Origin of the sequence: Kribbella aluminosa, assembly GCF_017876295.1 — a bacterium.
GTDB classification, from domain to species: domain Bacteria; phylum Actinomycetota; class Actinomycetes; order Propionibacteriales; family Kribbellaceae; genus Kribbella; species Kribbella aluminosa.
This window is the reverse complement of record NZ_JAGINT010000002.1, coordinates 3,576,320-3,594,248: the sequence shown is the minus strand read 5'-3', so window position 1 is coordinate 3,594,248 and position 17,929 is coordinate 3,576,320. Positions and strand designations below refer to the sequence as shown.

18 protein-coding genes, 1 other RNA gene and 1 pseudogene are annotated in these 17,929 nt (G+C 69.3%); 7 read left to right on the top strand and 13 right to left on the bottom strand.

Going from position 1 to position 17,929, the window contains the following annotated elements; translation table 11 throughout:
- The first annotated feature begins 127 nt into the window (after positions 1-127).
- Positions 128-778, top strand: a complete 651-nt coding sequence (locus JOF29_RS38275; RefSeq protein WP_209699200.1) for a histone H1-like repetitive region-containing protein — start codon at positions 128-130, stop codon at positions 776-778.
- An 82-nt stretch (positions 779-860) separates the two neighbouring features.
- On the opposite strand, the gene JOF29_RS38270 is transcribed toward JOF29_RS38275, so the two are convergent.
- Positions 861-1,049 carry a hypothetical protein gene (locus JOF29_RS38270; protein ID WP_209699199.1) on the bottom strand — a complete coding sequence of 63 codons (189 nt, stop codon included), beginning with the start codon at positions 1,047-1,049 and terminating at the stop codon, positions 861-863.
- A gap of 55 nt (positions 1,050-1,104) precedes the next feature.
- Between JOF29_RS38270 and map the strand changes: the two are divergent.
- Both map and JOF29_RS38260 read left to right on the top strand, forming a co-directional pair.
- A pseudogene (gene map / locus JOF29_RS38265) lies at positions 1,105-1,954 on the top strand (type I methionyl aminopeptidase).
- Between the two features lie 154 nt (positions 1,955-2,108).
- On the top strand, positions 2,109-2,330 hold the full coding sequence (locus tag JOF29_RS38260; RefSeq protein WP_307864000.1) for a GNAT family N-acetyltransferase: 222 nt from the start codon (positions 2,109-2,111) through the stop codon (positions 2,328-2,330).
- A 111-nt stretch (positions 2,331-2,441) separates the two neighbouring features.
- Here the strand turns inward: JOF29_RS38260 and JOF29_RS38255 are convergent, their stop codons facing one another.
- The 3 genes from JOF29_RS38255 to JOF29_RS38245 all read right to left on the bottom strand — a co-directional run bounded on the left by JOF29_RS38255 (position 2,442) and on the right by JOF29_RS38245 (position 6,076).
- On the bottom strand, positions 2,442-4,010 hold the full coding sequence (locus JOF29_RS38255) for an HNH endonuclease signature motif containing protein (protein WP_209699198.1): 1,569 nt from the start codon (positions 4,008-4,010) through the stop codon (positions 2,442-2,444).
- 87 nt (positions 4,011-4,097) lie between these two features.
- Positions 4,098-4,553: a GNAT family N-acetyltransferase gene (locus tag JOF29_RS38250; protein WP_209699197.1), complete on the bottom strand. Its 456-nt coding sequence runs from the start codon at positions 4,551-4,553 to the stop codon at positions 4,098-4,100.
- A complete protein-coding gene (locus tag JOF29_RS38245) occupies positions 4,550-6,076 on the bottom strand; it encodes a S10 family peptidase (protein ID WP_209699196.1) in 1,527 nt (508 codons plus the stop codon). Before JOF29_RS38245 ends, JOF29_RS38250 begins: the two co-directional genes overlap by 4 nt.
- 32 nt (positions 6,077-6,108) lie before the next feature.
- On the opposite strand from JOF29_RS38245, the gene JOF29_RS38240 reads away from it, so the two are divergent.
- Positions 6,109-6,483: a DUF952 domain-containing protein gene (locus JOF29_RS38240; RefSeq protein ID WP_209699195.1), complete on the top strand. Its 375-nt coding sequence runs from the start codon at positions 6,109-6,111 to the stop codon at positions 6,481-6,483.
- 34 nt (positions 6,484-6,517) lie between these two features.
- An RNA gene (gene rnpB, locus JOF29_RS38235) (RNase P RNA component class A) lies at positions 6,518-6,917 on the top strand.
- A 453-nt stretch (positions 6,918-7,370) separates the two neighbouring features.
- On the opposite strand, the gene JOF29_RS38230 is transcribed toward rnpB, so the two are convergent.
- Positions 7,371-8,102, bottom strand: a complete 732-nt coding sequence (locus JOF29_RS38230; RefSeq protein WP_209699194.1) for a DUF899 domain-containing protein — start codon at positions 8,100-8,102, stop codon at positions 7,371-7,373.
- Between the two features lie 149 nt (positions 8,103-8,251).
- Here JOF29_RS38230 and JOF29_RS38225 point away from each other — a divergent pair, with 149 nt between their 5' ends.
- On the top strand, positions 8,252-9,397 hold the full coding sequence (locus JOF29_RS38225) for an alpha/beta hydrolase (protein ID WP_209699193.1): 1,146 nt from the start codon (positions 8,252-8,254) through the stop codon (positions 9,395-9,397).
- Here JOF29_RS38225 and JOF29_RS38220 read toward each other — a convergent pair.
- On the bottom strand, positions 9,394-9,879 hold the full coding sequence (locus JOF29_RS38220; protein WP_209699192.1) for a GNAT family N-acetyltransferase: 486 nt from the start codon (positions 9,877-9,879) through the stop codon (positions 9,394-9,396). The genes JOF29_RS38225 and JOF29_RS38220 overlap by 4 nt on opposite strands.
- A gap of 52 nt (positions 9,880-9,931) precedes the next feature.
- Here JOF29_RS38220 and JOF29_RS38215 point away from each other — a divergent pair, with 52 nt between their 5' ends.
- Positions 9,932-10,498 (top strand): TetR/AcrR family transcriptional regulator, encoded by a 567-nt coding sequence (locus tag JOF29_RS38215; protein WP_307863901.1) that lies wholly within the window; start codon positions 9,932-9,934, stop codon positions 10,496-10,498.
- On the opposite strand, the gene JOF29_RS38210 is transcribed toward JOF29_RS38215, so the two are convergent.
- The 7 genes from JOF29_RS38210 to JOF29_RS38180 form a co-directional block, all read right to left on the bottom strand.
- Positions 10,483-11,037, bottom strand: a complete 555-nt coding sequence (locus JOF29_RS38210) for a hypothetical protein (protein ID WP_209699191.1) — start codon at positions 11,035-11,037, stop codon at positions 10,483-10,485. The genes JOF29_RS38215 and JOF29_RS38210 overlap by 16 nt on opposite strands.
- Positions 11,038-11,115: 78 nt before the next feature.
- The gene (locus tag JOF29_RS38205) at positions 11,116-11,526 is read right to left on the bottom strand and encodes a hypothetical protein (RefSeq protein ID WP_209699190.1); all 411 of its coding nucleotides are present in this window, start codon (positions 11,524-11,526) and stop codon (positions 11,116-11,118) included.
- A gap of 17 nt (positions 11,527-11,543) precedes the next feature.
- Entirely contained in the window at positions 11,544-12,986 is a 1,443-nt protein-coding gene (locus JOF29_RS38200) for an RNB domain-containing ribonuclease (protein ID WP_209699189.1), read from the bottom strand.
- 4 nt (positions 12,987-12,990) lie between these two features.
- Positions 12,991-14,115, bottom strand: a complete 1,125-nt coding sequence (locus JOF29_RS38195; protein WP_209699188.1) for a bifunctional RNase H/acid phosphatase — start codon at positions 14,113-14,115, stop codon at positions 12,991-12,993.
- Positions 14,112-14,816 carry a zinc ribbon domain-containing protein gene (locus JOF29_RS38190; protein WP_443667606.1) on the bottom strand — a complete coding sequence of 235 codons (705 nt, stop codon included), beginning with the start codon at positions 14,814-14,816 and terminating at the stop codon, positions 14,112-14,114. Before JOF29_RS38190 ends, JOF29_RS38195 begins: the two co-directional genes overlap by 4 nt.
- Positions 14,817-14,886: 70 nt before the next feature.
- Entirely contained in the window at positions 14,887-16,014 is a 1,128-nt protein-coding gene (locus tag JOF29_RS38185) for a Nif3-like dinuclear metal center hexameric protein (protein ID WP_307863900.1), read from the bottom strand.
- Positions 16,015-16,248: 234 nt separating this feature from the next.
- Complete coding sequence (locus tag JOF29_RS38180; RefSeq protein ID WP_307863899.1) at positions 16,249-17,895, bottom strand: glycoside hydrolase family 13 protein; 1,647 nt, start codon at positions 17,893-17,895, stop codon at positions 16,249-16,251.
- Positions 17,896-17,929: the final 34 nt, after the last annotated feature.

Here is a 17,929-nt window from a genome sequence, read left to right as displayed (position 1 = left end):
TTCCAGCGCCGCGAGTTCTCCTTAACCTGCGGACGTTTCCGGTGCTTTACGTAGCGCACAAGTGTTGTCATCATCATGACGACGAGGAATCCACCGTGGTTTTCCTCAGCCGCACCAAGGAGGCAGAGTGCCAGCCAAGAAGGCAGCCGCAGGGAAGGCGACAGCCAAAAAGGCTTCTCCCGCCAAGAAGACTGTCGCGAAGAAGACCAGCGCCGCGAAGACGACAACCGCGCGCAAGGTCAGCGCAGCAGAGAAGACAGCGACGAAGAAGGTGAGTGCGGCCAAGAAGACCGCGGCCACGAAGACGGTGGCGAAGAAGGCTCCGGCGAAGAAGGTCGCCGCCCGGAAGACCACCGCGAAGAAGACTGTCGCGAAGAAGGCTCCGGCCAAGAAGACCGTCGCCAAGAAGGCGCCCGCCAAGAAGACGGTTGCGAAGAAGGCGCCGGCGAAGCGCACCACCGCTGCCAAGAAGACGACGGCTGCTGCGAAGAAGACGACGGCCGCGAAGCGGACCACCGCCGCCAAGAAGGCACCGGCGAAGAAGACGGTGGCCAAGAAGACGGTGGCCAAGAAGACCGTGGCCCGCAAGACGGTGGCGAAGAAGGCTCCGGCCAAGAAGACCGTTGCCAAGAAGGCGCCCGCGAAGCGCGTCGCCGCGAAGAAGGCGCCCGCTCGCACGACCGCGAAGAAGGCACCGGCGAAGCGGACTGCCGCCAAGAAGGCACCGGCCCGCAAGGCTCCGGCCCGCAAGACCGCGGCCAAGCGCGTCGCCCGCTGACGCAGTCAGCACACGCAACAGTTTCAGCAACAGCTGAGGGGCACCACCGGATCGGTGGTGCCCCTCGGCGTGTACCGGGAACTCAGTCGTCGTCCCATTTCGGGTCGTTGTCCCAGTTCTCGTTGCGTTCCTGGACCTTCTCCAGCGCGCGGGCGGCTTCCTCCGGCGAGCTGTACGGCCCGAGCCGGTCCCCCGACTTGGCGCCCTGGTACGGCTCCACCTCGCCGGTCTTGGTGTTGAAGTACCACTCGTTGCTGTGATCGTCACTCATCTGGATGACCACCTCCTGGGAGTCGTTTCGCAGCGCTCTCTAGAATGATCTCACCATGTCGATTCTTACTGCTGGCGTCATTTCGCCGCGCCGCGACGTACCTGCTTCCATCACCCGCCCGGAATACGTCGGCAAGCCGGCGCCGACGCCGTTCGACGGTTCGTACGTGACGCCGCCGGAGCTGATCGAGAAGATGCGGGTGGCGAGCAAGCTGGCCGCGCAGGCGTTGCAGGCGGTCGGTGTAGCGGCGAAGCCGGGTGTGACGACCGACGAGCTGGACGCGGTCGGGCACGAGTACCTGGTCGAGCGCGGGGCGTACCCGTCGACGCTCGGCTATCGCGGGTACCCGAAGTCGTTGTGCACGTCGGTCAACGAGGTGATCTGCCACGGGATCCCCGACGATCGGCCGCTGGCGGACGGCGACATCGTCAACGTCGACATCACGGCGTACCTGGACGGTGTGCACGGCGACACCAACGCGACGTTCCTCGTCGGTGACGTCGACGAGGAGAGCCGGCTGCTGGTCGAGCGCACGCAGGAGGCGCTGAACCGCGCCATCACGGCGGTCCGGCCCCGGGCGCCGGGTGAGCATCATCGGGCGCGTCATCGAGTCGTACGCGAAGCGGTTCGGGTACGGCGTGGTCCGCGACTTCACCGGTCACGGGATCTCGACGTCGTTCCACTCCGGGCTGATCATCCCGCACTACGACGACGAGCGGTTCGACGACCTGATCGAGCCCGGGATGACGTTCACCATCGAGCCGATGCTGACGCTGGGCACCTACGAGTACGACCTGTGGGACGACGGCTGGACCGCGACCACCAAGGACAAGTCCCGGACAGCACAGTTCGAGCACACGCTGGTCGTGACCGACACCGGCGCCGAGCTACTCACGCTGCCGTGAACATCACGCAGTACTCGGAAACCCACCTCGCCGGCATCCTCGCGATCAACGAGGCGGAGGGCTGGCCGAGCCTTCCCGCCGATCCTTCCCGCGCTCACGCCGTCTTCACCGCGCCGGCGTCACGACGGTCGTCGCGCTGGACGGCGAGCAGGTCATCGGCTTCGCGTACCTGCAGAGCGACGGCCACATCCAGGCGCACCTGCCGATGATGGCCGTCCACCGTTCGTACCGCCGCAAGGGAGTCGGCCGCGCGCTCCTCGAGTACGCGGCACCGCTCACCGGTGCGCTGCGCGTGGATCTGGTGACGGACACCGCGGAGGAGTTCTATGCGTCGTTCGAGCACCGCAGGTTCTCGGGCTTCCGCATCTACCCGTAGCGACAACCGCCGAAGTCTGCCCGCACCGCCGAACGGCGCCCGGCAATGGATGCCGCCCTTACACAGAACTCGTCAGCCCCGACCACCACTGGCAGCACACGGCAGCGCTCGTCAGCGGCCAACGGGGATGTTCTCGGGCGCCACGGGGTCTTGCGGTGTTGCGGAGGATGGGGAGCGGGATGCGTAGGCGGCATCCGGGGGTTGATCCGGCGAGGGATCGCCCCAGACCGCGAAGCGGGCGGCTTCCTGCATCGTCGGCTCGTCGGCCGACCATCGGCTGGAACGCCGGCTCTGCGGCACCGCCGGTGTTGTTGTGGCATGGCGAGGTGTCCGCGAGGCGCCGGTTGCCGCGAGGAGGCCTGATAGACGTGGTCGTGGTTGGGGTGGTGGATCGGCCCACGCCGGGCGGGACACCTGGACGTGCCCGTCCGTGATCGTGATGACCCAGTGGCCTGCGTGGAGTGCCGTGTGATGTGCTCGGCAGAGGAGAACCAGGTTGTGGATCGCGGTGTCACCGCCGTCGATCCAGGACCGAAGATGGTGGGCGTCACAGTGGATCGGTGGGGCGCCACACACCACGCAACCCCTGTCGCGGGCGTTCAGGGCGCGACGTATCCCCCGCGTCACCAGGCGTTCGGCCCGCCCGACGTCGAGCGGCTCGGAGGTCGAGCCGAGCACGACCGGGATGACCTTCGCGTCGCACGCGATCCGGCGGATCGCCGCGGCTGACAGTCTCCCGCCGTACACGAGGTCGCCGGTCGCGTCGGCGGCGGCAGACTTCAGATCCTCGAAATCGATGGTGACCGTGAGGTTCGCCTTCGCGCCGAATCCTGGCACCCAGCTCTCCCTGCCGACGGCGGCCGGGTCATCGGCCACACCATCGAACGGAAGGACCTCAGCGCCCACGCCCGTGGGACGCGAATCGGCGGTCGGTGGCTTGAGGCCCATGCCGGTGGGTGGCTTGAAACCGCTGTCGGTGGCTGCTGCGGCGATCGCCAGGGTGGACGTGAGCGCGTCTGCTTGGCGCTTCTCACGGGATCGTGGGTCGAGCTCACCGTCGACGGTCTTGTGCGGGCGCGCGGCGGCATGGATGCGGGACCGGAGGAGCTCGGCGTTCTCGTTAGCCAGGTACCCGCGGAACTTCACGCCGTTCTCCGCCTCGACCAGGGTCAGCGATTCGCGCTCGCACGCCGCCTTCTCGTCGGGCTCGGGGCCGTCGGAGTCCAGCAGGTCGCAGATCTGCGTCGCGGCCGTGGCGAGCTCCCCTGGGGAAAGCTGCCCGGCCAGGTTGACCAACTGCTCCGCTGCGACATCGAGGTCTTCCACCGGGACCCGGGACCGCACCCGCTCCAGCGCTCTGACGATCACGCCCGCCTGCGCCGGACGCAGCGGCCGGACGTCGTCGGTGAGTGCCGTCGACACGGCGTCGTACTTCGGCAGAGTGCGGGCCAGCTTGAGGTCGCGGTTGGCCTCGCGGCGGTCGATGCAGTGGCGCATGGCGAGCAGCTCGGAGGTGTCGCGGGCGCCAAGCTCTTCGGCCAGGCCGCCCTCGTCGACGCGGCCGATCAACTGCAGGCGGTAGGTGAGCAACCAGGTGACGGCAGCGTCCACCTGGTCGAGAGTCGGCAGCAACTCGCCGTCGCTCAGCGACCACACCGGCCGCTCACCCAGAAGTTCCATGCCCACAACGATAGCCACACCCACCGACAGTTCTCAACCGGAATCCCCTTGTTTTCAAGGAGATTCCGTCATCCACAGACGAAAAGATCATCCGTCGCGGAATCCCAGATCCCGGTACAATGCGAGTGCGGGAGCGTTGCCGTCGTCGACCCGCAGCGCAACTGTCGTCGCAGCACAGCGGGCCAGCAACAACCGCGCGATCCCCCGCCGCCGATGGCCCGGCGCGATGAACAGCTCGATGATGAACGGACAGTCCGGCGTGTCGGCCCACGGTGCGCGCTCGACGATCAGCATCGCACCCACCAAATCGTTCCCCGACCACGCCAACCAGCTGAGATCCAGATCGAGTACGCCGTAGTGGCCCTCGAAGGTCAGCGCGATGTCCTCGAGCGCCTCCGCGGCGGTTGCTGCGGAGGCGCCGGGGTCGTACGCCTCGTAGTACAGCTGCGCGAGGGGCTGGGTGTCCTCGACCCCCGGCGGACGCAGTACGACGCCAGGGACCCGCGGCGCGCGGACTGCGTCTGCTCGGCGGATCAGGATCATCTGTTGGAGGCGGAGGTGATGAAGGCGCCGAGGTCGGCGGACTGCTGGATGCGGGACTGTTCGTGGACGTACATCATGTGGCCGGCCGGGTAGTACTTCGTCTCGATGTTGCCGGTGAGCTCCGCCGGGATCTGCAGGCGGGCCAGCGTGTGCTCGGTGGCGAAGTACGGCGTAGCACCGTCGTAGTGTCCGGACGCGACGTACACCTTCAGGTGCGGGTTGACGCGCATCGCCTCGGCGAGCTTCTCCGCGACCGTGATCTGCTGGCCCTCGAACTCCTTGTACGACCAGTTCTTCGCGGCGTCCATGTTGAGGATCTCGTACGGTACGTCGTTCTCGTACCCGAGCTCGACGCGCACGTAGTGGTTGAGCGCGGCCGAGTACGGGCCGGTGATCGCGTTCATCGACGGGTCGCGCTCCGGGGTCTCCGAACCGTAGTCCGGGTTCCAGCCGGTGAAGCGACCGTCGATCCGGCCGACCGTCCGGCGGCGCGACCTGAGCAGCTCGCCGAAGAACCGCATGTGCTCGATCCGCAGGTTCACCCGGTCGACGTAGTCCTCGCTCAACCCGGTCAGCTCGGCCAGCCGGGTGACGACCTCGGCGCGGTAGTCCGCCGGGATCCGGTTGCCCTGGGCAAGCGCATTCGGGTACCGCCCGGCCGCAAAGCGTTCCGCGTCGGCGAGCAGCTCGTCCAGTTCCCGGTCCGGGACGAGACCGTGGTAGTGCGCGATCGCGGCGTACGTCGGGAGGAACAGCGTGTACGGCAGGTCGTTGCCCGGCGTGAAGTCGAGCGTGCCGAACTCCAGCACCACCGAGATCAGCATCACGCCGTTCAGGTACATCCCGTACCGCTGCTGCAGATGCGCCGCCAGCCCGGCCGCCCGCGTCGTACCGTAGGACTCCCCCGCCAGGAACTTCGGCGACATCCAGCGCCCGTTCCGCGACGTCCACAGCCGGATCACCTCACCGACCGACTCCAGGTCCCGGGTGAACCCGTGGTAGTCAGCCGGCTTCTCGCCCTCCGCGGCCCGCGAGAACCCGGTCGACACCGGGTCGATGAACACCACGTCGCTGTACTTCAGCAACGTCTCCGCGTTGTCGACGAGCTCGTACGGCGGCGGCGCGAGCTCACCGACGTCGCCCGACACCACTCGGCGCGGACCGAGCAGACCGAGGTGCAGCCAGATACTCGACGACCCCGGCCCGCCGTTGAACGCGAACGTCACCGGCCGGTCCTTCGCGCCGGTGCCATCACCGTCGTCCAGCGTGTACGCCGTCAGGAACACCTCGGCCTTCGGCTTCAGCCCCTCGAACTTGCCGTCGGTGTACACCTCCTCGCGGAGCACGATCCGCCCGGTGGTCGCGGTGTACCGCAACTCCTGCCCGTCGACGGTCAGCGTGTGCTGCGTGCTGACCAGGTCGTCGACAGGCTGGGCGGGCTTGGTGCCGGGCTTGGTGTCGGGCTTCGTGTCGGGCTTCGTGTCGGGCTTGGTGTCGGGCTCGTTGTGCTCCTCGGTGGCCATGTCGAGCACCCTAATCCACTAGCGTTGGCACTATGGCGACGATTTTGCATATCGCATTCCCGGAGCAGTGGGAGGCTGCGGTCGAGGCCGGGTGCTACCGGTGGTCGACGCGCGGCAAGAGCCTCGACGACGGGGTGACCTTCATCCACGCCTCCCGCCCCGAGCAGGTCGCGATGGTGGCGAACTTCGCGTACGACGACGTGGACCGGCCACTGTGCCTGCTGGTAATCGACACTGCCAAGCTCGTGTCCGCGCTCTGCGACGAGGACCTGGACGGGACCGGGATGAGCTTCCCGCACATCTACGGGCCGCTGAACCTGGACGCGGTGGTCGACGTACGGCCGTACCACCGGGGTCCGGACGGCCTGTGGCCCGAAGTGCTGGATGATCACTCACTCCGTTCGTGATGTGACAGCGGAGGCCGTATCCTGAGGTACGGAACGGGTCGGTCGGGCGATCGCGTCGCCCTTTGCAGAGGGCGCCGAGGAAAGTCCGGACTCCACAGGGCAGCGTGGTGGGTAACGCCCACCCGGGGTAACCCGCGGGACAGTGCCACAGAGAACAGACCGCCAGCGGCTCCGGTGAACCCCGTGGTTCACAGGAGTGCGGGTGAGGGTGAAACGGTGGTGTAAGAGACCACCAGCTCCGCAGGTGACTGCGGAGGCTAGGTAAACCCCACGTGGAGCAAGGCCAAGAAAGGGCGGTGGGAAACCACCACCCGCGCGAGCGTTCGAGGGCGGCCCGCCCGAGCTCGCGGGTAGGCCGCTGGAGGTGCCCGGCAACGGTCACCGTAGATAGATGATCGCCATCACAGAATCCGGCTTACAGACCGACCCGTTCCTCCGCCCCGACCGGAAGGACCTTGCCCGTGCCTGAACGAGCCGCGGATCTGGGAGAGGCGCTGCTCGCGAGCGGTCTCCCGCAGACCGCGCTGCTCCGGCAGCTCCCCGGCTCACCCGGCTGGGCCTGCTCGACGCGCACGTTTCGTGGGCGCGGATCGTCGCGGACCAGCTCACCGACACCGCGCGGCTGCGGAAGGGCCGGGGCACCCGATCGCCGTACTCGTTGCCCAGCGCACCTATTCGGCCGGCAACGGAGTGCGCGACGTCCGGCCGCCCTCGGCCGCGCTCGCGCTGGGTCACGGCCGCGACCCAGCCGTCGTGCGAGATCGTTGGTTTCACCAGCAAGTCGGACTTCTACCACATCGAGCTGACGAAGCCGGCGATCAGCCCGCGGCAGCGGCTGGACGACGCGATACTTCGGCGGGCGCGCGTGAGCGCACCCGCCGGGGTGGTCAGCAGTGCTCGTCGGTCGCGGCCGGGACGGCGCGGCCGGCGGGCTTTTCCCAGGGTTCCTGGCGGCCGAGGGCGGTCATGTCGAGGGCGTTGACAGAGAACGTCATGGCGTCCGGGCCGCGGCCGTACGTCGAGAACGTGTGGTAAACGTCGTCACCCACGCGCAGGAAGCAGCTCAGGCCGTGCAGCTCGAACGGCTGGTCCTGCTGGACGAAGCCGGCGTTCGGCCGCTCGTCCCACTCGGCCTTCGAGCGGTAGTTGTACTCGAACGGCACCACCGAGTCGTCCAGGGTCACGTGGTAGTCGTAGTTGAAGCTGGTCCCGGCCGACGAGTACCACGGGTGCACCCAGCCGTGGTCGGCCTTGTAAGCGGCGAGTTTCTCGTACGGCCCGCGCGAGATCAGTACGAAGGTGGAGTCGGTCTCGTTCAGCGCGCGCTGCGAGCCGATGTCGTCCACGAACCCGGTGCAGTTCGGGCAGGCGGCGTCCCACTCCGGCGGGTACATGATGTGGTACACGACCAGCTGATGCCGCCCTTCGAACAGATCGACCAGCTTGACCGGCCCGCCGGCGCCGGTGAACACGTACGGCTCGTCCACGAGCACCATCGGCAACTCCCGCCGCCGGGCGTTCAACGCGTCCCGCTCCTTGGTGAACTCCTTCTCCGCAGCCAGCAACTCCCGCCGCGCCGCGACCCACTCGTCCCGCCCGACAATCTCCGGCAAACTCATCGCAGTCCTCCTTTGGTCCTGTCTGGACCACCAGACACGGCCTTAGACCCAACAGAACACCCGGAACGTCGGAGCTGTCTCCCCCAGTTCGACATCTCCCCAAGAGTTTCTGCTCGGGTGGACCCGAGTGGGGTGAGATGGTTGGGGGTATGCGGAGGCGGGTGCGTACTGGTGTCGTGATCCTGCTGCTGGTCGTGCTGCTGGGTGGGGCCGGTTATGTGGGCTGGGTGCTGGTGCAGCGGTCCGAGCCGGTGTCGTTGCCGGAGCCGACCGGGGCGTACCAGGTCGGGCGGCGGACGTACGAGTGGACCGACACCCCGCGCCGCGACCCGTACGCGAACGGACCGCGGCGGCTCGCGGTCTGGCTCTGGTATCCGGTGGCGAAGGGCACGACCGGGCAGCACGTGCAGTACGCGCCGGACGAGTGGAGCGGGATGCATTTCAAGGCCCCGGTCTCGATCTTCGAAGGTCCTTTCGACACCCTGCAGGACCGCGCGCTGGACCGGGTCGCGATCGCGCCGGGCAAGTTCCCGGTCGTCGTACTGATGCCGGGGATGGGCCTGTCCGCCCCGATGTACGCCGCCCTCGCCGAGGATCTGGCCAGTCACGGGTACCTGGTCGCGGGCGTCACACCGACGTACAGCGCGAACCTGACCGTCCTCGGCGGCGAGCCGGTGACCAGCAAACCGGAGGCGAACCCGCCGAACCTGGGAGACAACAACGAGGGCGCCCAGCAGGCCGGCGACCACCTCGTCACCGTCTGGGCCGCGGACGCCCGGTTCGCGGCCGGCATGGTCGTGAAGACACTGCCGAACTCGGTCGAGCCCGCGGCCGGTCCGGCGTACGTCGGGCACTCGTTCGGCGGCGCCGCGTCGCTGGAGGCCTGCCGGCTCGACCAGCGTTGCGCCGCCGCCGTCGACCTGGACGGTTACCAGTTCGGGGACGTCGTACAGAAGGGCGTGAAGGCGCCGATGCTGCTGCTCGGCGCCGACGACTCCTGCATCACCAGCGTCTGCGGGCCGGACGCCAAGAACGACAACGACCGGAACCGAGCCCTCTCGTTGCTGAAGGCAAGCACCGGTACGTCGTGGTGCGCCACCGTCCCGGGCACCCGGCACTTCAACTTCACCGACTACGGCGTGTACTACCTGGCCTACCCGCTCCGCCGGTTCCTCCCGCTGGGCAGCACCGACCCACGGCACGCGCTGACCGTCACGAGCGGCTACCTCAGCACGTTCCTGTCGCACGCGATCTACAAGACTGCCGCTCCCGGCGCGCCGGTCTGCAAGAGCTAGAGATCGACCTCGTAGGTCTGGCCGGTGAGCCGGTCGCCCCACATCTCGTGTACTTCGGAACCCACCAGCCGGAAGCCCCGCGCCAGGTAGATGTGCCGCGCCGCGACCAGCGGATCGTTGGTCCACAACACCATCCGCTTGTACCCGGCCGACCGCGCGAACTCCAGGCACGTGTCGACCAGCTCCGCGCCGAGCTTCAGCCCGCGCACCGCCGGCGTCACCAGCAGCAGCCGTAGCTGCGCCGTCGTCTCGTCCGGCCCGCGCATGCAGAAGATGCTCCCGGCCCGCTCCCCGTCCACCTCGGCGATCCACGCGGCCTCGCGCTCGTCGTCGTGGTCGGCGGCGTACTGCGCCACGATCTGGGCGATCAGCGTCTCGTACGCCGCGGCCCAGCCGTACTCCTCCGCATAGATCTCCGCGTGCGCCTGCACCACCCAGCCGAGGTCTCCGGGCTTGCCCAGCTTCCTGATCAGTTTCGTCATCAACCCTACCCAATCTACTGACACGACTGTTTCAGTGAGCAATACTAGACCCGTGCCGACCACAACGACAGTGCTATCTGATGGTCCCTCCGCGCGACAGCAAGAACTGCTGGAGCGCGCCTACTCCTATTCGCTCACCCACGGGCTGGCCGACCTGTCGCTGCGCCCGCTGGCGAGCGCGATCGGCTCAAGCCCGCGCGTGCTGCTGTTCCTGTTCGGCAGCAAGGACGGCCTGATCCGTGCTTTGCTCGCCCGCGGCCGCGCCGACCAGCTCGAACTCCTCCGCCAGACCGAGCAGCGGTACGACGACCCGCCCGGCCTGACCGTCATCGCCCGCGAACTCTGGACCTGGCTGGCCGCACCGGAACGCCGGCCGCTGATGACCTTCTGGGTCGAGGCCTACGGCCGCTCCCTCATCGCACCCGACGGTCCGTGGGCGGACTTCGCCCGCTCGACGGTCGACGACTGGCTGGAACTCCTCGAAGCCAGCGAACCCGGTCAACCCGCCGCCCGCCGCACCGCCGTACTGGCCGTCCTCCGCGGCGCCCTGATCGACCTCCTGGCCACCGGCGACCTCGAACGCACAACCGCCGCCGTCGAGGACTACCTGTCCGACTGAGTCTCCTCGCGGGTGCTGGTGTTCTGCTGCTGAGCGCTGACCGGCGACTTGTTCAGGGCCGCCTGCCCGGGCCGGGTCGCCGTCGCGCCTCCTGCGGGGGCGGTCCCGGCGAAGGCCACGGCGAGCACGTCCTTCTGATCCGGTTGCTGCTGTGGCTGCGCGACCTGTCCGGCCTGGCGTTCTTGCTGCAGTGGCGTGCCGGACCGGTAGCCTTCCTCGATCCGCGCGACCGGCCACTTGCCGTCGGACAGCCCGCAGTTCATCTGCCGGAGGATCTCGTCGCGGCCGACCCCGGCCTGCGCACCGATCCGTTCGGCGAGTACGTCAGCGGCGGGCAGGTAGTGCTGGTACCGCGAGATCGCGGTGACGCCCTTCAGGTCCGGTACGACGTCTTCCAGACCGAGCTCGTCGATGTACCGGTCGAGGTTGCGGTACGCCCACGCTTCGGTGGCGCCCTCTTCGAGTCCTTTGCGCGCGGCGTCCGGCGACAGCGGCGTGTCCCGTTCGTCGCCGTTGTCCCGGCCCTCGGGCGCCAGCATGTGGGCGTTCTCATGCAGTACGACGAGCAGCGCACTGCGGTAGCGGAGGAGGTCCGCGGCGGAGGCCTGCCGGACCGGTCATCGGTGGCCTTCGCGGTCCAGGGTGTCGACGAGCTTGGCGAGGGTTTCGTTCAGGCCGAGGACGGCGTACCGCTCGGCCACATCGGTGGTCTCGTTCGCGATGCCGGTGATCTCGGCGATGCGCGCCTCGGCGCGGGTCCTCCGCTCGGCGGTGGACCCGCCGTCCGCGCCGGCCCGGGCCAGAGCTGCTGTCGCGCGTGCCATCCGCTCGCCGGCCTGAGGCGAGGTCTCGTTCGCCCACTGGGCCAGCAGGTACTCCGCGGTCGCACGCTTGTCCGCCGGCTCGACCGCGCGCGCGATCGGGCGCAGTCGCTCCAGCGCGGCGAGCGCGCCGTCCACGTCCAGCCGCCCGAAGGTCCAGAGCTCGTAGGCGCTCTTGTACTGCGCGAAGAACTCGTCGTAGTGCATACCTGCGAGTGTCTCAGCTAGAGCAGTTCAAACGCGACGGTTCGTTGGGTGATGTCGGCTTCGACGAGTTTGACGCGGACCTGGCGGCCCAGTGGCAGGGCCGGGCCGGTGACGCGGCCCTCGATGGCGGGTTCGGTCAGTACGACGATGCCGCGGCCGGGGTCCTTGTCGTCGACGTCGGTGATCACGCCGTCGAAGGTCGCGCCGAGGCGGTCCGCGACCAGGCCGGCCTCGACCATGCTGACGATCGAGCGCTCGTAGGCGTGCGCCCGGCGGTCCGCGTCGTCCATGATCTTCGGGATCTCGTCCATCGACTCCCGGACCCAGTCCGGTACGTCGGTGCCGGCCGAGAGCGCGACGCAGATCTCGCCGGTCCAGCGGTCCACCAGCCGGCGCAGCGGCGCCGTGACGTGGGCGTACTCCCCCTTCATCGCGGCGTGCTGCGGCTTGTCCGGCACGCTGCCGTCGAAGGCCGTGTACCCGGCGCCGCGGAACAGGACGGTGCAGGCGGCCAGCATCGCGGCGTGCGCCGGAGTGGCCGGGTCGAGCCCGTGGATGAACTCGGCGTACGACACGTCGGCCGGCCAGTCGATCCCGAGCGCCTTCGCGGTGTTGCCGAGCTTGCGGCGCAGGTCGTCGTGCGACTCGGGCAGCGTGCGCAGGATGCCGATCTTGCCCTTCATCATCAGCTGCGCGGCGGCCATGCCGGTGAGCAGCGAGATCTGTGCGTTCCAGCCCTCGACGGGCAGGGGCGCGCGGAACTGCAGGCCCCAGCCACCGTCGGAGGTGACGACTTGCTGGTCCGGGATCGGCAGGTTCACGCCGCCGCGGCCGAGTTCGCACTGCTCACGGAGCTTCCCGACCTCGCGGAGCAGCTGCAGCGACTCGGACGCCGTACCTGCGTCCAGATCCTGCTGTACGCCGGCGTAGTTGAGCTTCGCGCGCGACTTCACCAGGGCACGCTCGCAGGTGACGCCGGTGATCTCGCCGGACGCGTCGAGGGTGACCGTCCACAGCAGCGCCGGACGGATCTGGTCGGGCAGCAGCGAGGCCGCGCCCTCGGAGAGCTCCGGCGGGTGCAGCGGGGTCCGCCTGTCCGGCGCGTACAGGGTCTCGCCGCGACGGCGGGCCTCGGTGTCGATCGGGTCGCCGGCCTGCACGTACGCCGCGACGTCCGCGATCGCGTAGTACACCGTGAAGCCGTCGCCCGCCCGCTCGATGTGCAGCGCCTGGTCGAGGTCCATCGAGTCCGGCGGATCGACCGTCACGAACTCGATGCCGGTCCGGTCCAGCCGCGGCAGTACGACGTTCTGGGCGTTTCTGTGGGCAGCCTGGACCGCCGCCGCAGTCACCTCCGGCGGGAACTCCGACGGCACCTCCTGCTCCCGGCGGATGTCCTGCAACGAAGCCCGGAAAACCTCCGGAACGTCCTCGACGAAACGAACCCTCTGCAGCGGCATGGGGTCAGACTAGGGCAGGGTCCACGTTGAAGGAGCGCAGGGACGCCAGGCCGTCGGCGTACCAGTGGGCTTCGGTGAGGGTTGCCGGGCGAAGCTCCATCCGAAACATCGACGACATCGGGGCCTGGAGCACCGAGCGGACCATCAGCTTGATCGGGGTCACGTGGGTGACCACGAGCACCGTCTTGCCGGGGTGCCGCGCGAGCAGACCGTCGCGGGCCGAGCGGGCGCGCCGGGCGCACGCGTCGAACGACTCGCCGCCGGGCGGTGCCACCGTCGTCGACTCCAGCCAGGCGTTCAACGCGTCCGGCCACTTCTCCTGTACTTCGGCGAACGTGTGCCCGTCCCAGTCACCGAACGAGCACTCCACCCAGCCCTCGTCCACGACCACATCCAGCCCAAGCTCCGAACCGGCCTCGGCCGCGGTCTCCCGCGCCCGCCGCATCGGCGACGTCACGATCGCGTCGATCCCGCCGAGCCGCGCCAGGTACGCCGCGGCAGCCGCCGCCTGCGTCCGGCCGTTCTCGCTCAGCGCCGGGTCATCGCCGCCGGAACCCGAGAACCGCTTCTCCGCGGTGTGTGGCGTCTCGCCGTGCCGCAGGAAGATCAACCGGGTCGGCGGCTCGGCCTGCGCACCCCAACCCCGCAAGGCCTTCTGCTGATCCGACGGCTGCGCGGCCGGCTGCGCGGCAACGGGCGCGTCGCCGGGCTGCAACGGGATCGGCACACCGTCGAGAGCGTTGTTCGCCAGCGCGTCCGCGGCCGCGTTCTGCGCCCGCGGCACCCACGTCCACTCGGTCCCGAACGGCGCCAGCCCCTGCGCCTTGATCGCCAGCGGCTGCAGGTCCGGGTGCTTGATCTTCCACCGGCCGGCCATCTGCTCGACGACCAGCTTGGAGTCCATCCGTACTTCGATCGACGCGTTCGGCGCGTACTCCGCGGCGAGCTCGAGGCCCGCGATCAGCCCGGAGTACTCCGCGACGTTGTTGGTCGCGATCCCGATCGTCTTCCCCTGCTGGGCGATGACCTTGCCGGTCACTGGGTCCCGGACGAGTGCGCCGTACGACGCCAGGCCCGGATTCCCCCGGGATCCACCGTCGGCCTCGACGATGACGTGCGAGTAGCTCATGCCGCGCTGTCCGCCGTCCTGACGAGGATGCGTCCGCACTCTTCACACCGCAGTACGGCGTCGGGAGCGGCTGCCTTGATCGCGTTCAGGTCGGACGGGGCGAGCTCCATCCGGCAGCCCATGCAGCGCTTGCCGACCAGCGGCGCGGCGCCGATGCCGCCGTTGTGCTCCCGCAGACGCTGGTACTGCGTGATGAGCCCCTCCGGCAGCTCGGCCAGGACCACGGCGCGGTTGTCGACGAACCCGGCGCGCTGCTCGTCGAGCTCCTTGACCGCCGCGTCGCGGGAGGTCTCCAGCTCGGACTGCCGCCCGGCGAACGCCTCCGCGCGGGCCCGCAGCTCGGTCTGCACGACCTCGGCGGCCTCGAGCTTCTCCATCACCTCGAGCTCGGCGTCCTCCAGGTCCGAGATCCGGCGGTCCAGCGAGCCGATCTCGTGCTGCAGGTTCTCCAGGTCGCGCGGCGAGGTGACCTGACCGGAGTCGAGCCGCTGCTGGTTCCGCGCACGGCGCTGGCGGACCTGCTCTACGTCGCTCTCGGCCTTCTTCTGCTCGCGCTGCAGGTCGCTGACCTCGGTGTCCGCGGTGACCAGCTCGCGGTCGACGACGGACTTCTCGGCGGCCAGGTCCTTGAGCGCCTGGTGCTCGGGCAACGACGCGCGCTTGTGCGCGACCTGATCGAGCTGCAGGTCGAGATCCTGCAGGTCCAGCAGCCGGCGTTGGACGGCGGGCTCGGCGTTCAGAGTCGGCTCCTTCAGATCGTTGGCGGCGTACTCAGATCCGCAGCGTCCAGGCGTCCGTGCAGAGTGTTGAGATGTGAGTGTCCACGGTACTGCCTCGGGCCGCGAGACCTTCGAGCAGGAGGCGCTCGGCGTCCCCGAGCCACGGCCACTCGCTGGCCCAGTGCGCGACGTCGACCAGCGCCGGGTCGCCGTACGCCCGGGCCTCGGTCGCCGGATGGTGCCGGAGGTCGGCGGTCAGGTACGCGTCCACGCCGGCCGCGCGGACCCGGCCGAACTCGGAGTCGCCCGCTCCCCCGACCACCGCGACGGTCTCGATCATCCGGCCCGGGTCACCGGAAACCCGCACACCGTGCTCGGTCCGCGGCAGGCTCTCGGCGACCAGCCGCGCGAAGCCGGCCAGCGGCAACGGCTCCTCCAGTACGCCGATCCGCCCGCCGCCGCGCTCGCTCGGCACGTCGGCCAGCTCGTAGACGTCGTACGCCGGTTCCTCGTAGGAGTGCGCCGCGATCAGCGCCTCGACGACCGCGCGGCGCCGGCGGCGCGGGAGGATCATCTCGAGCCGGTTCTCCGGGACGACCTCGATGTCGCCGACGGTGCCGATCGCCGGGTTCGCGCCGGCCAACGGCCGGAACGTCCCCTCGCCGGTACCGCTCCACGCGGCCCGCTCGTAGTCGCCGATCCGGCCGGCGCCCGCCTTCGCGAGTACGTCGAGCATCGCCTGCGTCTCCGCGACCGGGACGAACACCACGACCTTGTCCATCGGCTCGGCCGGCATCGCCTTCAACGGGCGGGTGTCGCGCAGCCCGATCGCGGCGGCGAGCGCGTCGCTCACACCCGGCTTCGCGTTGTCGGCGTTCGTGTGACAGACATGTAAAGCGACACCCGCGCGAATCAGGTCGGTGATCACCCGGCCCTTCGGCGTCGTCGTGGCCACACTGTTCACACCGCGGAGCAGGAGCGGGTGGTGCGTGACGAGCAGGTCGAACCCGCCGTCGATCGCCTCGTCGACCACGGCCCGCATCGGATCGACCGCGAACAGGATCCGGCGTACCTTCTGGTCCGGGTCGCCGGTGACCAGCCCGACCGCGTCCCAGTCCTCCGCCCAGGCGGGGTCGTAGAGCCGATCGAGTACTGCGAGCACGTCCGAGAGCGTCGTCACGCGCTTATCCTGGCATTTGTTGTTGCCGCATGGATCGTGACGGGGGCAACCGCCCGGTGCCCCCGCCACGACCATGTCCGCCGGTACCGGTGACGGCGTGGAGGCGCGGCCGCCCCGCCGCATCCGCCACAACACCCGCACCGGCGGGGCGCCCCGGCCACACAGGGGGGAGGGCCGTCTCGGGACAGCCCGGCCGGAGCGCTGTTCGTGGGTCTAGGTGGTGCCAGACACCACCTAGATGAGCCAGGCGGTGGTGTCCGCCGGTAGCTTGTCGCCCTCGAGTGGGCCGCTGGACAGCACGACCGCGGCGTCCGGCAGCTCGACCGGCGCGGCGCCGAAGTTCGTGACGCACTGCCAGCCGCCGGAGCGGACGAAGTGCAGTACGTCGTCGTTGCCGTCGGCCCAGGTCAGCGCGCTGCCGGTCCGCAGGCCGCGCCGGACCGCGAGCGCCTTGCGGTACAGGCTCAGCGTCGACTCGGCGTCGTCCTGCTGCGCCTCGACGGAGTACGCGCCGAACCACTTCGGCTGCAGCAGGTGCGAGCCGCCGGTCCCGAAGCCGAACGACAGACCGCCGACCGTCCACGGGATCGGAACCCGGCAGCCGTCCCGGCCCTTCTCGGCACCCTTCGACCGGAAGTACGCCGGGTCCTGCAGGTTCGCGGCCGGCAGCTCGCCGACCTCCTGCAGACCGAGCTCCTCACCCTGGTACAGGTACGCCGAGCCGGGCAGCGCGAGCATCAGCAGCGTCGCGGCCCTGGCCCGACGCAGCCCGAGGGCAACGTCCACGGTCGGCTCGGTGCCGTTGCTGAGCAGCCAGTCCTTACCGTCCTGCCAGCCGCCCTTCGGGTTCCTCGGCAGGCCGTACCGGGTGGCGTGCCGGACGACGTCGTGGTTCGAGAACACCCATGTCGACGACGACCCGTTCTGCTCGGCGAACTCGAGGTTCTCCTCGATCACCTGGCGGAACCTGTCGTACTCGAAGTCGGCCTGCAGCAGGTCGAAGTTGAACGCCTGCCCGAGCCCGTCGGCGCTCGCGTACCGTGCCCGGCGGGCGGCCGGCACGAACGCCTCGGCGACCGCGGACCGCGGCGGGTCGTAGGTGTCCAGCAGCTTGCGCCAGTCCTTGTAGATCTCGTGTACGCCGTCCTGGTCCCAGAGCGGGTGCTTGCCGTTGGACTCCGACTGGCGAGGCAGCGTGTCCTTCGCCGGGAACGGCTCCGACAGGTCCTTCACCAGCGCGTGCGCCACGTCGACCCGGAAGCCGTCGACACCCCGGTCCGACCAGAACTTCAGGGTCTCCAGGAAGTCCGCCCGCACCTCGGGGTGCTGCCAGTTCAGGTCGGGCTGCTCGGCCGCGAACATGTGCAGGTACCACTGGCCGTCGTCGGCCTGCGCCCACGCGGAGCCGCCGAACACCGAGTCCCAGTCCGACGGCGGCTGGTCACCGTCACCGTCGCGGAAGATGTACCGGTCCCGGGCCGGGTGCCCCTTGGCCGCCTCCAGCGCCTCGACGAACCACTCGTGCCGGTCGGACGTGTGGTTCGGGACGATGTCGACGATCAGCTTGATGCCCTCGGTGTGCAGCGCCTCGACCAGCTGGTCGAAGTCCGTCAGCGTGCCGAGCCGCGGGTCGACGTTGCGGTAGTCGTCCACGTCGTACCCGCCGTCGGCCAGCGCGGACGGGTAGAACGGGCTCAGCCAGACCGCGTCGATGCCCAGCGCCACCAGGTACGGGACTCGACTGACGATGCCGGGCAGATCGCCGACGCCGTCGCCGTCGGAATCGGCGAAGCTGCGCGGATAGATCTGGTACACGACGGCCTGCCGCCACCAGTCGGGCTGAGTCAACTGGGTCGTTTGGGTCGCATGTGGACTCGTCACGATCGCCTCACTCGGAATCTGTTGGTAACCCGGG

What these genes read in the sequence shown, in the direction of transcription:
- JOF29_RS38250 (WP_209699197.1), bottom strand. Translation starts at nt 4,553, where the DNA reads ATGATCCTGATCCGCCGAGCAGACGCAGTCCGCGCGCCGCGGGTCCCT.
- JOF29_RS38270 (WP_209699199.1), bottom strand. Translation starts at nt 1,049, where the DNA reads ATGAGTGACGATCACAGCAACGAGTGGTACTTCAACACCAAGACCGGC.
- JOF29_RS38240 (WP_209699195.1), top strand. Translation starts at nt 6,109, where the DNA reads ATGGCGACGATTTTGCATATCGCATTCCCGGAGCAGTGGGAGGCTGCG.
- JOF29_RS38245 (WP_209699196.1), bottom strand. Translation starts at nt 6,076, where the DNA reads ATGGCCACCGAGGAGCACAACGAGCCCGACACCAAGCCCGACACGAAG.
- JOF29_RS38220 (WP_209699192.1), bottom strand. Translation starts at nt 9,879, where the DNA reads ATGACGAAACTGATCAGGAAGCTGGGCAAGCCCGGAGACCTCGGCTGG.
- JOF29_RS38200 (WP_209699189.1), bottom strand. Translation starts at nt 12,986, where the DNA reads ATGCCGCTGCAGAGGGTTCGTTTCGTCGAGGACGTTCCGGAGGTTTTC.
- JOF29_RS38255 (WP_209699198.1), bottom strand. Translation starts at nt 4,010, where the DNA reads ATGGAACTTCTGGGTGAGCGGCCGGTGTGGTCGCTGAGCGACGGCGAG.
- JOF29_RS38205 (WP_209699190.1), bottom strand. Translation starts at nt 11,526, where the DNA reads ATGCACTACGACGAGTTCTTCGCGCAGTACAAGAGCGCCTACGAGCTC.
- JOF29_RS38210 (WP_209699191.1), bottom strand. Translation starts at nt 11,037, where the DNA reads ATGCTGGCGCCCGAGGGCCGGGACAACGGCGACGAACGGGACACGCCG.
- JOF29_RS38225 (WP_209699193.1), top strand. Translation starts at nt 8,252, where the DNA reads ATGCGGAGGCGGGTGCGTACTGGTGTCGTGATCCTGCTGCTGGTCGTG.
- JOF29_RS38230 (WP_209699194.1), bottom strand. Translation starts at nt 8,102, where the DNA reads ATGAGTTTGCCGGAGATTGTCGGGCGGGACGAGTGGGTCGCGGCGCGG.
- JOF29_RS38195 (WP_209699188.1), bottom strand. Translation starts at nt 14,115, where the DNA reads ATGAGCTACTCGCACGTCATCGTCGAGGCCGACGGTGGATCCCGGGGG.